The organism is Leptolyngbya sp. ST-U4, from assembly GCF_039962215.1.
Lineage (GTDB): Bacteria > Cyanobacteriota > Cyanobacteriia > Elainellales > Elainellaceae > Leptolyngbya_A.
This window is the reverse complement of sequence record NZ_JAMPKZ010000003.1, coordinates 130,455-144,530: the sequence shown is the minus strand read 5'-3', so window position 1 is coordinate 144,530 and position 14,076 is coordinate 130,455. Positions and strand designations below refer to the sequence as shown.

At 51.0% G+C, this 14,076-nt stretch carries 12 protein-coding genes; 3 read left to right on the top strand and 9 right to left on the bottom strand.

Annotation, left to right across the window (positions count from 1 at the left end; all coding sequences use genetic code 11):
* Positions 1-10: 10 nt before the first annotated feature.
* The 5 genes from NDA02_RS08050 to NDA02_RS08030 form a co-directional block, all read right to left on the bottom strand.
* A complete protein-coding gene (locus NDA02_RS08050) occupies positions 11-169 on the bottom strand; it encodes a hypothetical protein (RefSeq protein ID WP_190792863.1) in 159 nt (52 codons plus the stop codon).
* Between the two features lies 1 nt (position 170).
* Positions 171-635 carry an NUDIX domain-containing protein gene (locus NDA02_RS08045; protein ID WP_190792862.1) on the bottom strand — a complete coding sequence of 155 codons (465 nt, stop codon included), beginning with the start codon at positions 633-635 and terminating at the stop codon, positions 171-173.
* 293 nt (positions 636-928) lie between these two features.
* Positions 929-2,617, bottom strand: a complete 1,689-nt coding sequence (locus tag NDA02_RS08040) for an ATP-binding protein (protein ID WP_190792861.1) — start codon at positions 2,615-2,617, stop codon at positions 929-931.
* 164 nt (positions 2,618-2,781) lie between these two features.
* Positions 2,782-4,278 (bottom strand): UDP-N-acetylmuramoyl-L-alanyl-D-glutamate--2,6-diaminopimelate ligase, encoded by a 1,497-nt coding sequence (locus NDA02_RS08035; RefSeq protein ID WP_190792860.1) that lies wholly within the window; start codon positions 4,276-4,278, stop codon positions 2,782-2,784.
* A 31-nt stretch (positions 4,279-4,309) separates the two neighbouring features.
* The gene (locus NDA02_RS08030) at positions 4,310-4,597 is read right to left on the bottom strand and encodes a glutaredoxin family protein (RefSeq protein WP_190792859.1); all 288 of its coding nucleotides are present in this window, start codon (positions 4,595-4,597) and stop codon (positions 4,310-4,312) included.
* 453 nt (positions 4,598-5,050) lie between these two features.
* Here NDA02_RS08030 and cysH point away from each other — a divergent pair, with 453 nt between their 5' ends.
* Positions 5,051-5,800, top strand: coding sequence for a phosphoadenosine phosphosulfate reductase (gene cysH, locus NDA02_RS08025; protein ID WP_190792858.1), 750 nt, complete (start codon positions 5,051-5,053; stop codon positions 5,798-5,800).
* 380 nt (positions 5,801-6,180) lie between these two features.
* Entirely contained in the window at positions 6,181-8,424 is a 2,244-nt protein-coding gene (locus NDA02_RS08020) for an ATP-binding protein (RefSeq protein WP_190792857.1), read from the top strand.
* On the opposite strand, the gene NDA02_RS08015 is transcribed toward NDA02_RS08020, so the two are convergent.
* The 3 genes from NDA02_RS08015 to NDA02_RS08005 form a co-directional block, all read right to left on the bottom strand.
* Entirely contained in the window at positions 8,410-10,008 is a 1,599-nt protein-coding gene (locus NDA02_RS08015; protein WP_348254752.1) for a HAMP domain-containing sensor histidine kinase, read from the bottom strand. The two genes, NDA02_RS08020 and NDA02_RS08015, sit on opposite strands and share 15 nt — an antisense overlap.
* 232 nt (positions 10,009-10,240) lie before the next feature.
* Positions 10,241-10,582, bottom strand: a complete 342-nt coding sequence (locus NDA02_RS08010; RefSeq protein WP_190789964.1) for a hypothetical protein — start codon at positions 10,580-10,582, stop codon at positions 10,241-10,243.
* Between the two features lie 372 nt (positions 10,583-10,954).
* The gene (locus NDA02_RS08005) at positions 10,955-11,686 is read right to left on the bottom strand and encodes an SDR family oxidoreductase (protein ID WP_190789963.1); all 732 of its coding nucleotides are present in this window, start codon (positions 11,684-11,686) and stop codon (positions 10,955-10,957) included.
* 267 nt (positions 11,687-11,953) lie between these two features.
* Here NDA02_RS08005 and NDA02_RS08000 point away from each other — a divergent pair, with 267 nt between their 5' ends.
* A complete protein-coding gene (locus NDA02_RS08000) occupies positions 11,954-13,123 on the top strand; it encodes a low temperature requirement protein A (RefSeq protein WP_348254750.1) in 1,170 nt (389 codons plus the stop codon).
* Positions 13,124-13,240: 117 nt separating this feature from the next.
* Here NDA02_RS08000 and NDA02_RS07995 read toward each other — a convergent pair whose 3' ends face one another.
* The gene (locus tag NDA02_RS07995; protein WP_190789961.1) at positions 13,241-13,945 is read right to left on the bottom strand and encodes a pirin family protein; all 705 of its coding nucleotides are present in this window, start codon (positions 13,943-13,945) and stop codon (positions 13,241-13,243) included.
* Positions 13,946-14,076: the final 131 nt, after the last annotated feature.

Sequence of the window (14,076 nt, the reverse complement as noted above, 5' to 3'; positions counted from 1 at the left end):
TATATACGTACTATTCCATTTTGACAAAAGTTTGGCAAAGTGACCGTTCAACCGAGGCTTCAACCCAAGCTTCGACCAGAGCTTCGATCGGAAATTCGTTCAGGTATCTCGTCAAACCATGCTCAAGCGTCTGAAACTTGAGTCGCTCCGTTGCTTCGATCGCAAACAAACTACCTCAGAAACAGTTCGGGCAGATCGCGTGGATTGACAAAAATTGAGTAGTTGAGCTTTGGATAGGCGATCGGCGGACGCTGCCAAAAAAAGGTAAAGCACATGCCACGATCTGCCCCTGTACCAAATACGGTGTGCTCCCAGTGATCGGGTAGAGTCGATGGAGCTTCCAGCAAGTAATAGTGACGGCGAGTGACTCGTTTCGATTTCAGGTCACAGCGATCGACCGTTCCCAGCCTGCGAACAATTTGCAGATCGGTTAGACCGCTTTCTTCTGCTACTTCCCGATACAGGGCTGCTTCGATCGACTCTCCGGGATCAACCCCGCCGCCCGGAATCTGGACGGGAGCCTCCACACAGCGCGGATGGCGAAACAGCAGCAGCTCATACTGGCTACAGGCATTCTGACGCAAAATAAAGGCGCGAACTCGTTCGGAAATTGAAGCGGAATTAGAAAGATTCATGCCGATCGGATTCATGGAATGTAGGGGAATCGGATTCGCTCTAGTCCATTGTGCTATATCGCCTCTGCAAATCCTCAAAACGAAGGAAAGGACAAGCCTTCATAAGCCTTAATCGCTCTACCCAGCCCGTTAAGTACTGATGCAAATGATGAAGACCGTAAAAGCAATCACCAACCGCGCCTACAAACCAGAAGGATTTGGCAACGCGCCAATTGCTAATTCCAAGAAGAGCAAAAAGAAGAAAAAGAAATAGGCTTGGAGGAAGTTTGACTCACGATCGTAATTAAACCACTTCACAGTTCGCTGCTGCCCCCACCGGGAGAAAAGCCATTTTGCGTCGCATCAACCGTCTTTGCAGAGCCAGAATAAATGGGCAGAAGCACCGCAAACAGGGTTCCTTCGCCTGGCTTACTCTTGACGCTAATCGACCCGCCACAGCGCGTTACAAGCTGCTGCACGATCGTTAGCCCCAGTCCCACACCGCTATCTTCTCCGGATTGGCGACCCCGATAGAAGCGATCGAAGATTTTTGGCAGTTCACTGGTGGCAATGCCGACTCCGGTATCGCGAAACTCGATCAAAAGGCGATCGTCTTGCTGTCTGACTCTGACCCAGACCTGACCCCCACCGGGCGTAAATTTGATGCTGTTGTGCAGCAGATTAATCACAATTTGCCGTAGCCAGTGGAGTGAGCAGGCAACCGGAGGAAGTTCTTCTGGCACGGTATAAGCCAACCGCACGCCCTTTTCCTCAGCAAGCGGCTGATAGGTGCTGACCACACCCGGCACGACTTCGCTCAACCGCAGCGGTTCCTGCGCGACTTCGGCAGTATTTTCAATTTGCAGCAGCGACAAACCACTGGAGATCAGGGAGTTTTGTCGATCGCACTCGCGACTGAGCATTTCCATGTATTTTTGACGCTGAGGCGGTTTAAGGCTGGGCGAGTTGAGCAGCGACAGAGCAGTTTTCATGGTGGCAAGCGGCGTACGGAGTTCCTGCCCCAGGTTTTGGACAAAATCATTTTTCTGCTGAAGGAGAGCAAGTAACTGCTGGTTTTCCTGCTGAAGTTCTGCTGCCTGCTTTGCCCGCTGTCGATCGATCGCCCCACTGCGCCACAAGTCTTCCTGTCGCTGCACCTGTTTGGTCAGGAGTTGGGCAAGCAGCAAGGGATCAAGACTCTGAGCCATGCCCTGTGCCTGAAGCTGCTCCCAGGTCAGCGGCATCACTTCCGGCGATCGAGCGGTTTCTTCGCAAATCACCGCCTGATTCACCCCTTGAAGCACGGACTTCAGCAGCGCAGCATCAAACGAATACAGCGTCAGGAGCGGATGCTTGCGTTCCAGCCCTTCGTCATCCTGAATCCCGGCTGGTCTTCCTGCCAGTCGATCCGGCTCACTCCATGCCAGCCTATCCATGCTGCTGTTGCGGTTCAATCGAGGGCGATGCGCCAGAATCAGCCCATAAAAATGAGCCGTCGCTGCCAGCACAAAGTACTCTCGTTTAAGCTGGGCCTCGGCGGCAAGCGTGAGGGAATAAATCTTGACATTGCTGCTGCCCGCTGGCTCAGGGTCGGCTTTGGAAACAGGCGCGCCAATGACGGTTATGTCCATCATGTCGTCTGTCCAGTCGGTTATCTGTTGAGCAGGAGGCTGCGGAGCCGATGCCAATCGCTTTGCATGAACTGATCTGTCTTTTCTGGCTTGGGCGGCTTCCTGCACCATTTCAGCCTGGGTTTGCAGCAGGTAGATCTGATGCGGCAATTGAGCGGTCTGGCAAAAACGATTGAGTTCTGCCTGCCAGGCTGTTCCTCTTGGCAGTTTGACCCAGACCGCCGCAGGGGATGGCTGTTCCAGCAAAAAATCAAACATCAGCCCTACCATCGATTTAAATGTCGTGGGACTGAGTTGCAGCGGCGAGGAAGCAGAGGCAGCCTGACTTGCTAACTCATAAAGCGATCGGTTAACGGGGGGCAAAGCTGTCATGATTATGAGGATAGAAAAAGGAAAGAGATCAAGGGTGGGGCTACCTATACCGATTGTGCAGCCCTCTGGACAAATTCGTACTTTTTCTGTTAACTTTCTCCATCCTTCCCCCTGATCAGCGTTAATGCTGCAAATCTAGTTTTCTTTGCCTCATTAATTTTGCCTTACTGATTTTGCCTCATTGATAAGGACAGCCGCGCCTGTTCTCGATCGTCAAAATGCACCTTTTCCGTTCCCAAAATTTGATAATCCTCGTGTCCTTTTCCGGCAATCAGCACCCCATCTCCGGGCTGCGCCTCCAGAATTGCCGTTTCAATCGCTAAGGCACGATCGGCAATCACCGTGGGTTCTACCGTTTCAGGAATTCCGGCGAGAATGTCCTGCAGAATGCGATTGGGGTCTTCAGTCCGCGGATTATCAGAGGTAACGACTGCCCAGTCTGCTAGCTCGGCGGCAATGGCTCCCATCTTCGGACGCTTGGTTCGATCGCGATCGCCCCCGCAGCCAAACACGCAGATCATCCGCCCCGAAATAAATGGACGCGATGCCCGCAGCAAGTTTTCCAAGCTATCCGGCGTGTGGGCATAGTCCACAATGACACTAATATCTTGCTGGAGATTAGTCTGCACTCGCTCCATGCGTCCCGGTACGCCGCCAAACTGAGGCAAAGCCTGGGCGATCGTCGGAAGATCTACGCCGAGATGCAAAGCCGCACCGATCGCCGCCAGCACGTTTGCAATGTTGTACTGTCCCACCAGCGGCGACTGAAAAGCAATTTCTCCAGCAGGCGTATGCAAAACGCCCCGCACTCCGTCGGATTCGTATTCCAGATCGCTCGTCCATAAATCCGCAGAGGAATCGGTGACGCTGTACGTCCAGACTCGATCGCGCTCAATTTGCTCGATTAAACGACGACCGTAGGGATCATCCTGATTCACGATCGCCCGTCCCTTCAAATAATCAGGGCTAAACAGCAGAGCCTTTGCATTGAAATAATCTTCCAAATCTCTGTGATAGTCGAGGTGATCCTGTGTCAGGTTGGTGAATACGCCAACCTCAAACGGACAACCCCAGACCCGACCCTGTGCCAGCGCGTGGGAACTCACTTCCAGAACGGCAACTTGGGAGCCTGCATTAGCTGCTTCGGCAAGCTGTTCTTGCAGTTCGACGGCAAAAGGCGTGGTGTGAACTGCCGTCTGCTGATAGCCTGCCCACCGAGCATAGAGCGTTCCCAGCAGGGCAACCGGTTGCCGTGCCTGAAGCAGCAAAAACTCAATCAGATGCGTCGTCGTCGTTTTGCCGTTAGTTCCCGTGACCCCCACCAGATTCATCTTCTCAGCAGGAAACTGGTAGAAAGCTGCCGCGAGCCGGGCACAGGCTTGCCACATATCCGGGTAGGGAATGACGCAGTGCGATTCAATGGCTGAAGCTGATTTTTCTGCGGCCCCAGGGGAGACGATCGCCGCAACCGCCCCCGCCGCCATTGCACTGTGCCAAAACTCGCCCCCATCCACACGGGTTCCGGGCATCCCGATAAACACATCTCCGGGATGGCAGGCGTGGGAATTGGTCGTTAATCCTTTGACCTCAGCCTCTAGTGCAGGGTGATTGGGCAGCACAGACAGGGCGGGAAGGTGAGACAGCAGTTCTTTCAGCTTCATATCGACAGCTCCTCCTGGACTGGAATTGCGATTATTCTGCCTTATTTTTCGAACTCTGCAATAGGATCTTTTGCAACAATCGATCGATTTGCTCGATCGAAGCACGGGGCGAAATACGCGGAACCAGAACAGGAGTTGGGTCAGACGAGGCAACCAGATAAAGCACCGGAATTTCGTATTGATATGCCTGAAACCAATCGTCGCGGGTGGTAATGTCGCGCACTTCCAGATCAAATTGCAGGCTCTGGATTTGCTCTAGCTTCTCCTGGAGTCCTTCACAGAGGTGACAGCCCGGCTTGCTAAAAAGAATGAGTTTCATCGTAAGAATAAAGTTAAGCTTTGCGGTAACGTTGTTCCACCTGCAAGCAGGCAAAAGAAAAGAGGCAACATTTGCGGCGATCTTTGCTGGCAAGGCAATCTTCCGGCAAGGCGATCGCTCCTGCAAATGGCAAGACTCCTCAGCACAGATACTTTGCTCTTTTACGCAGATCTTTCATGCAGATCTTTCACGCACACCTTCTACGGAATAGTACAAGTAGCCAGGCAATTAGCCAGGCTCTCCCACCGGGACATACTGCCGCGATCGAAATTCTGGCGGAATCCTGGCGAAATAATCATGGCAGAGAGACAGATAAAGCATGCGCGTTGCATGAGGAATTCTGATCTCTCTCAGCATATCGTTATCAAACTCCTAAGCCGATCGGCTTATGTGCCTTTCTAAGATAAAATAGGTATCAATACACAAGAGTAAATCAGCCTGAAAGAACGGGTTATGACAAGTTATTCCCCTGAAGCCGACGCTGGACAGCACGTTGTCGATATCAGTCAGTTTGATTTGGAGGAGCTAAACCGCCGCTTTGATACCGCTACCCCCCTGGAAATTTTGTCCTGGTGTGCTGCGAATATTCCAAGCGGGCTGGTGCAGACGAGCGCCTTCAATATCGACGATTTAGTGATTACAGACATTCTGTATCGCCAGCTCAAGTTCGTCCCGCCTGTGCCCGTCATCTTTCTGGATACGCTGTACCACTTCAAGCAAACGCTGGAACTGGTTGAAAAAGCAAAGGAACTGTACAGCCTGAACCTCCAGACCTACAAAATTCCAGATGTCGATTCGCGTGAGGCTTTTGCCGCTAAGTACGGCGAGGCTCTGTGGGATACCGATATCGCTAAGTTCCACCAGCTCACCAAGATTGAACCGCTTCAGCGCGGACTGGACGAACTCAATACGATCGCCTGGATTACCGGACGCAGACGCGATCAGGCAGTTACCCGCGCCGATATGCCCGTCTTTGAGCTAGACAACCAGCAGCGGCTCAAGATTAATCCACTAGCAGCCTGGACGCGCAAACAGTCCTGGGAATACGCGATGGAACACAAAGTCATCTACAACCCGCTCCACGATCAAGGCTATCCCAGCATTGGCGATGAACCGATCACGACTCCGGTTGGCGAGGGCGAGGATGAACGGGCTGGACGCTGGCGCGGCACCGGCAAAACCGAGTGCGGTATTCATATCTAGAGATTTTGATTTAGCTCGATTCTGACTTCTATCGCAGGAGTGCTACCGATCGGGTCGAATTACGACTAATTTTCATCAGGTGGGCGGTTGGTCCACCTTTTTTTATGGCAATTTTTATGGCAATTTTTTATAGCAATTAACCAGAGCAAGTTGGGCATCGTACCTCGATCACCTAGCAAACCCATCACGCCCGATCGCATACCCGGTCGCATACCCGATTGCAAAAGTACGGCTCCTACCCGGTTTTGGTGATCCGTATCCCTTAATGCTAGACAGGAATGCCAGATAGAAATGCCACGCAAGCAGGAAATGATCAAGCGTTGGGATTTGTCGCATTCGCTAGGGAACGATAAAGCCACTCTTTCTTTGTCTATCGAGCTATGGCGATCAAAGTTCTGGAGCGGCGGTTTATAGTCAAACAGCTACCATTACGCCTAATCCTAATCATTCCCTTCGTGCTGCAAATCTTTCTGGCAGTTGGCTTGACGGGTTATTTCGCGATCCGCAACGGTCAAAAATCAGTTGAAAAAGCAACATCCCAGTTACGCAGTGAAATTAGCGATCGCATTAATCAGCAAATTCTCAATTATCTGGAAAAGCCCTACATCATTAATCAAGTGATTGCGGCTGGAATTGCAGGAGGGCAGCCTGATGTAACAGACATCCCCGCATTAGAGCATTTCTATTGGCGTTTGGTGAACCAAAACACAGTCGATTTCCTTCAGATTGCCACTCCTAGCGGGACTAACATTCTTATAGATCGCCTGGAAGAGGGACTCATTGTAGCTCGCACAATCGAAGAAGCAAACCGACTCGATCGCCAGAGCTATCGCCTTGATGAACGAGGTAGACGGGCTGAATTACTGCAAACTCAGCCGTTCGACGCACGGACGCGCCCCTGGTACAAAGCTGCGCTGGAAGCGGGTCAGCCTATTTGGAGCGAAATTTTTGTCGGGGCTGCAACCTCAAGAGTTACCATTTCTCTATCTCAACCCATCTACAGCGAAACAGGCAATCTTTTAGGGGTGCAAAGCAGCAACTTTCGCCTTTCACAAATTCATGAGTTTCTAAAAAACGTGGCAGTCGGACAGACCGGACAAACGTTTATTGTCGATCGTACTGGCAATTTGATTGCGAGTTCAAAGGTTGAGCAACCCTTCAAAATACATGATCAGAAACTAGAACTCGTTCCAGCTGAAAATTCTGAAAATCCTGTCATTCAGGCTACCGCAAAAGCCTTGAGCGACCAATTTGGGAGTTTCAGTCAGATTAATCAAATTCAGCAGTTTGAGATTCAAACGGATAGCGGTCGTCAATTTGTACAAATCTCCCCGCTTCAAGACGGGCGCGGAATTAATTGGTTCAGTGTTGTGGTCATTCCCGAAGCGGACTTCATGGCAGAAATCAATGCCAACACCCGCACCACCATTCTGCTCTGTTTCGCTGCACTGATTACGGCAACGATTCTAGGTATCTATACATCAAAATGGATTTCTCAACCCATTCTGCGCTTGAGCCAGGCATCTGAGGCAATTGCAGATGGAGCATTCGATCAAACTGTGAATCCATCGAATGTTCGAGAGTTAGGAGTTTTGGCTCGTTCGTTTAATCAAATGACGCAGCAGCTCCGCGAATCTTTTACTGCGCTAGAGCGAACCAATGAACAGCTAGAACAACGAGTTGAAGAACGCACCACAGAGTTGAGCAATACACTTCAAGAACTTCAGCGCACTCAATCTCAAATGATTCAGGCTGAGAAAATGTCAAGCCTGGGGCAATTAGTGGCTGGAGTTGCTCACGAAATTAACAATCCTGTGAATTTCATTCATGGAAATGTGGCGCATGTAAGCCAATATAGCCAGGATCTTTTAGAGCTGATCCAGCTTTATCAGCAAGAATTTCCGGTTCCACCTTCAGCAATTCAAGCCAAACTTGACGATATAGAGCTGGAGTTTCTCACAGAAGATGTTCTGAAGCTGCTTGCCTCCATGAGAGTTGGAACAGAGCGAATTCAAGAAATTGTCAAATCTCTCCGCACCTTCTCCCGCTTAGATGAAGCGCAGGTCAAAGAAGTCAATATTCATGAGGGATTGGATAGTACCTTGATGATTTTGCAGCATCGACTGAAAGTGAACACCAACCGTCCAGAAATTCAGGTAATTCGGGATTACGGCGAGCTTCCTTTGGTGGAATGTTATCCCGGACAGCTCAACCAAGTCTTTATGAATATTCTGGTAAACGCGATCGATGCTCTCGAAGAAAGTAACACAAAGCGCACTTATCAGGAGCTAAAAGATCATCCGAATCAAATTACAATTCGTACTTCAACTGTCAATACAGATTGGGTAGAAATTACGATCGCGGACAATGGCTCTGGCATGCCGGAAGCGATTCGTCAGTCTATCTTTAATCCCTTTTTCACAACCAAACCGATTGGCAAAGGAACGGGCATGGGAATGTCTATTAGCCATCAGATTATTGTCGAGAAGCATGGTGGTAAATTAGACTGTTTCTCGACGGTTGGAGAAGGAACCGAATTCATAATTCAGCTCCCAATTCAACTGGAAGCCCATAAAACAACTGAACTCACCTCAGCAGAGCGATCGCCTTTACCGCGTTTCTAGAGGCAGGAAAACTGTTAAAATCTCGCCCTGTTGCGGGTGATGCTTCACGATCAGCTTGCCGCCCAACACCTGAAAAAGGTTTTTGGTGACGCTCATATTCAGGCTAAGATTGCCCGTCTCCGGCTGGAACATCAGCAGTTGACCGATCGATTTCAGCGTCGGCACCACGCCAAACTTCATGCCTTCTTCTTTGCCGTCTTTGGATTTGCCTTCCGGGTAAGACTCAAATTGCAGCTTGAGCTGATGTCCTGCCAGGGTGACGCACACATGGATATGGCTTCCCGGCGGCAGGCTGTGGGTAATGCGATCGACCAATCCCGTGAGTGCCTGATCAAGCATTGTGGGATCGGTGATGACCATTGGCAGCTTTTGCGGCAGGCTGACTTCGAGCGTGTGGCTATGCTGAGTGGCTTGCTGCTGCCAGCGATCGATGTTTTGCTGAAGCACCTGTGCCAGGGAAATCGGTGAAAGCGGACTGAGCGGAGCGCGAGTTTGGGTCGTCTCCAGTTCGGCAGCGCGAAAAATCAGGTTAAAGCGATCGATTTGCTCGGTGCATTCGCGATCGATCGTTTGCAGTCGCTTGATCACGTCTGGGCTGAGTTCTTTGCGCTTCAGCAGCAGTCGAGTCAGGGTACGAATCGTAGTCAGGGGAGTCCGCACTTCATGGGCGATCGCCTGAAGCAGTTCGGTATCAGGGCAGGCATTGCCCTGGTTAACAACCGTCTCCGCGGCATGGGAAAGAATCGGCTCAACGGTGAATACCCTCTCACCGGGATACTTTGACTTCTTCCCGTGATGTTTAGGCGGCACAGATACTTTAATCGGCTGAACGGTTTTGTAAGCGGGTGGCTTCACGCTGGGTGCAGCAATGCTCTCAACCCGTTTGCGATCGTCTGCCTCCAAGTCTGCCGGGTCGGGAAGGTGGGTTAGCATCAGCCGCGTGAACTGAATCACTGTGCGATAATCGGGCGCGACCGGAGCAAACTGCTCGACCAGAGATTCCAAATTGCTAAGCGCAGGAGCAAACGCAAGCTTCAGCCTTGCCTGAATCGATCGCCATGCTTGCCATACGGTTTCGGGTTCAAAGGAAAACAGAAAAGTCGGAGTTCCGGCAGGGGTTTCGCCAACGGCCATTACCAAACTCAGGGTCGGGGTAAGCACCAGGCAAAACTGCTCGGCAGCCAGCGGGTCGCTCGCCATCAGTGGCAGGGTAGGCGGCGTGGCATAGGCAGAGTCGATCGGCAAATTCTCAGCAGCCGGAAGCTTTAACCGCTCCTGAGTCGAACTCACCGTTAGCGTCCAGGCAGCAAACTGATGCACCAAACACTGATCCAGCACGGCAACCGGACCCGACAGCACCACCCCTGACACTTCTTTGCCCAAAGCAGCAGAGCCTGAAGCAGCCTGGAGTTGCAGAAGTTCGTTTAAGGCAGCGATCGCCCCACTCCATTCCCGCTCTGCACGCACCTGCTGCTGTGCCGGAAAGCGATTCACAGAGTTTGGATTCGCAGAATTTGGCGCAGAAACAGGCGATGTACTCAACGCCAGAATTTCACTGAGAGTTGGCAGATACCACTTATACACAACACTTTACCTATCTGACCGACGGCAAGAAACAGGCAGAGACACTGGACATTGAATGACACTGGGAAAGCTTGCCGAGAAGCCTGACGATAACGTGGGCTGTCCAGTTCAAAAGAATAATCTTTGTCCTGCTACTACGACGATACCGAGATTTCCGCGATCGAAACAACCTCATAACCGTACTCCTGAGGTCGCAATCTCCCCCCGTACTGTCATTTTGAAGAGCAGGAAGTTACAAAATTAACAGAATTAAAGAAAAAACCAGCAGCTTCAGTACGACTGAGAACAGTTGGCGTTTGGGTAATCCGATCGGTGGTCGTCTTACAAAGAGGACACAGCCGCCGCCTAAATGATCCTGTTCGGCGATCGCTACCTTCATCCAAGTAGCAGCCCGTTTCGTCGCTACCAATCCTGCCGACCCTGCTCCAATAATCAATCGGTCAAAATCAAGCCAAAATCGCAAAACATGAGCTGTCTTTGAATAATGCTTCCGATCGATCGCGCATATTTCACTTTTGTACTGCTTTGGTAAAACTGGATGATGCAAAATCTGATGGTGCAAAAACCGAATCATGCAAAACTCGATGTAGAGCTTGATGGTACAAAAACGAATGCAGAATTAATGCAAGATTGAAACGATATCCAAGGCTCCCTGATACGGCAATGCAAAGCGATTTGGTGTTGCTGCATCGGGGAATGGGCGTTGCTGAATTGGAGTATGATTAGCCTCCCTAGCCCCCCTAGCCCCCCAAAATTGGGGGGAACTGATCCTCAAAGTCCCCCAGAATTGGGGGATTTAGGGGGCGATGCAGGCTCTCAAGTTATGTCTTCATACTTCGATTCAGCAACGCCGGGGAATGAAGGGTTCAGGGTGACATCGTTAGGTAGTCCCCTAAAGGGGTCAATTCTGGGGGGTTGCGCCGGAAGAGCGAGTTTCGTTTGATTCCTACCACGGCAAAGGCTTACCATCTCGAAAAAAGCCGCCTGTGGGTCCGTCATTCGGCAACATCACCGCCCACACTACACTGGCTGCCCCATCTGTCACGGGTCGTCCGCCTGAACCTCCCATGTCTGTCGCCACCCAGCCCGGACAAATTGCATTTACCAAAATGCCAGCATCCTTTAGTTCTGCTGCTAGGGTACGAGTCAAGGCGTTGAGTGCCGCTTTCGAGACGCTATAAGCAGGGGTGCTCTTGCCCATACTGGCGATCGACCCGGCTTCGCTGGAAACATTGACAATGCGACCGTGCTGGCTACGACGAAGCAGGGGCACAAAGGCACTGCACATCCGCCAGGGTCCGAGCGTGTTGGTGTTGAATGCCTCCTGCACCGTATCAAGGTCAGCGGTGCTGGGCTGCTGCCAGGTATCATACAGAATGCCTGCGTTGTTCACCAGCACGTCTATCTTTCCAAACTCCTGGTCGACCTGAGCCGCAAGCTGAGCAATAGTGCCAGAATTTGTGACATCAAGCTGGCGCGGCAGCACTTGTAATCCTTCATCGCTCAATCTTGCGGCTGCCGTTTTGCCTTTTTGCGGGTCACGAGAACCGAGAATCACTGTCATCCCCTGCTGAGCAAGCTGACGAACAACTTCCAGTCCAATGCCCCGATTGGCTCCCGTGACAAGTGCGATGCCTCCTTCGGGAAACTGAAAATCAAGCGATCGAGCTTGGGTCATAGCTTTGCCTTTGGCTCAGGGCTATCCTGATTCTACTGATTTCCAAAATGGTTTCAAGCGATCGGCTATCCCAAGCTGTTCTTCTATCCTAAGAGGCTGTTTGGAAAGCGTTAAATGTTCTATAGTGCCCCCTAATTTGGCGACTTTAAAATGAGGAGGCGATGTTCTCCTCAATTAGCGAACTGGGGGAAGGTACAGTTTAGGCAAAAGTTTAGATACAGCTCAAGCAAAATCCAGGCAAAATCTAAGCAAGATGAACTTAGGCAAATGAACCCAATTCCACGGCAATTACTGCAACTTTACGCTGGAGACCATAAAGGCAATCGAGAACGTCATGCGACCTGGCTAGAACTCTTTTTTGACCTCGTATTTGTCGTGGCGATCGCAGAACTTGCCCATCTGCTTCATGACCATCTCGATTGGGGCGGCATTGCCAGCTTTGCGATCCTGTTTATCCCGGTCTGGTGGCTATGGATTGACTTCAGCTACTATGCCGACCAATTTAATGTCGAGCAAGGCTTTTATCGCCTGATTATGCTGGGCATTATGTTTGGCATGATTGTGCTGGCGTTAACACTGTCAGAGGCATTACAGGTTGAGGGATCAGCCCAATTTGCCAGCGTTTATACAGCACTACGTCTGGTCATTGTTGGCTTATATTTCCAGGCGTGGCGGTTGGTGCCTCAATCACGAGAATTAACAAAGCGGTACACGCTCAGCTTTTCGGTTGCGCTGTTGCTGTGGCTGGTGTCGATCGTCCTTCCTCCGCCGATTCGCTTTTTGCTCTGGGGTATTGCGCTGCTGATTGAAATCATGACAGGACCTATTACCTATGCAACGATTCGTTCTGTGCCCCAGCAGGTCTCGCACATGGATGAACGGTTTGGACTATTCGTGATCATTGTCCTGGGGGAAGCGATTATTGCAGTTGCCACCGGAGTTGCCGACCTTCAGTGGCGGTGGTACGAAGTGTTGACGGCGATCGCTGGATTTATTGCCGCCGTGAGTCTGTGGTGGATGTACTTTGAGCGAGCCGATGACTCTGTTATTCACTCAGCTTTGCGGGGCGATCGCCGGGCGTTGATGCGTTCGTATGTGTATGGCTATAGCCATGTTTTTTTGTTCATGGGTATTGTGGCGATCGGGGTGGGAATTCAAGCGGCGATCGAGGCAGCAGCGGCAGCGGAAGGGCTATCTCCTGCGCTCTCTGTGATTTTGGGTGGCGGAGTGGCGTTATATTTGCTGAGTTTGACGGCAGTTCAGTGGGCGACTCCACGCTCGCTTTCCCGGCGCATCATTGTGCTACGTGGAATCGCCGCGATCGCTTGTGCAGGGCTGGCAGGATTAGGCACTTTCCTCACGCCTTTCCTCATGGTGGGGTTACTTGCCCTCATTCTGATTGGACTGTCGCGGATCGAGTGCCTGCGCTCAAAATGAATTTTCAAGCATCCTACTTTTCAAGCATTCTCATGATGCGTCGGCTCCCAGTGTGAAGCTTGTCTTGAATAAACCCTGTCTTGAACGAACCTTGTCTTGAATTGCCGCAGCAATCATCTACGCTGCCATATCAAACATCAGCACTTCTGCATTCGGGGTCGTTCCTCGCAGCATAATCAAGGGTTCATCTGCGATCGCTGCACCGTCGCCCGCAGCCAATTGCTGACCGTTTAACTCAACCGTTCCTCGCGCCACTTGTAACCAGGCAACTCGTCCATTCTCAAATTGATGGTTAACTTCATCGCCTTCGTGTAGCGTGGCAGCATACAAGTCAACATCCTGGTGAATCGTAATCGAGCCATTTCGACCATCCTGCGAACCAACCAAACGCAACTGACCCTGCTTTTCCGCAGTGGTAAAGGTTTTCTGTTCGTAGCCGGGTGCAATACTCTTACGCTCTGGCAAAATCCAGATTTGCAAAAAGTGAACTGGCTCAGTCTTAGAAGCGTTATATTCGCTGTGCAAAATGCCTGTTCCCGCAGACATCCGCTGCACATCTCCGGGACGAATCACCGATCCTGTACCAATGCTGTCTTTATGTTCTAATGCGCCTTCAAGAACATAGGAAATGATTTCCATATCGCGGTGTCCGTGGGTGGCAAACCCCTGACCGGGAGCAACTTTGTCTTCGTTGATCACACGCAGGTTTGCAAAGCTCGTGTGATTGGGGTCAAAGTATTCGCCAAAAGAGAAAGTATGGCGGCTATCAAGCCAACCAAAATTCGCGGCACCTCTAGCTTCGGCAGGTCGAAGGGTAATCATTTGTTTAATCTCCTGTGATAGGTCACGTCTCCTAGAATGGGTCTTCTGGAATGCGTGGAAAAGGATATCGCAAATCGTGGTTTTGATCGTCCTTTCCTTTTCGGCATACTATGATTATGAACTGAATCCAA

Coding starts and splice junctions, on each gene's coding strand:
- NDA02_RS08045 (WP_190792862.1), bottom strand. CDS start 635: ATGAATCTTTCTAATTCCGCTTCAATTTCCGAACGAGTTCGCGCCTTT.
- NDA02_RS08040 (WP_190792861.1), bottom strand. CDS start 2,617: ATGACAGCTTTGCCCCCCGTTAACCGATCGCTTTATGAGTTAGCAAGT.
- NDA02_RS08035 (WP_190792860.1), bottom strand. CDS start 4,278: ATGAAGCTGAAAGAACTGCTGTCTCACCTTCCCGCCCTGTCTGTGCTG.
- NDA02_RS08030 (WP_190792859.1), bottom strand. CDS start 4,597: ATGAAACTCATTCTTTTTAGCAAGCCGGGCTGTCACCTCTGTGAAGGA.
- cysH (WP_190792858.1), top strand. CDS start 5,051: ATGACAAGTTATTCCCCTGAAGCCGACGCTGGACAGCACGTTGTCGAT.
- NDA02_RS08020 (WP_190792857.1), top strand. CDS start 6,181: ATGGCGATCAAAGTTCTGGAGCGGCGGTTTATAGTCAAACAGCTACCA.
- NDA02_RS08010 (WP_190789964.1), bottom strand. CDS start 10,582: ATGATTCGGTTTTTGCACCATCAGATTTTGCATCATCCAGTTTTACCA.
- NDA02_RS08005 (WP_190789963.1), bottom strand. CDS start 11,686: ATGACCCAAGCTCGATCGCTTGATTTTCAGTTTCCCGAAGGAGGCATC.
- NDA02_RS08000 (WP_348254750.1), top strand. CDS start 11,954: ATGAACCCAATTCCACGGCAATTACTGCAACTTTACGCTGGAGACCAT.
- NDA02_RS07995 (WP_190789961.1), bottom strand. CDS start 13,945: ATGATTACCCTTCGACCTGCCGAAGCTAGAGGTGCCGCGAATTTTGGT.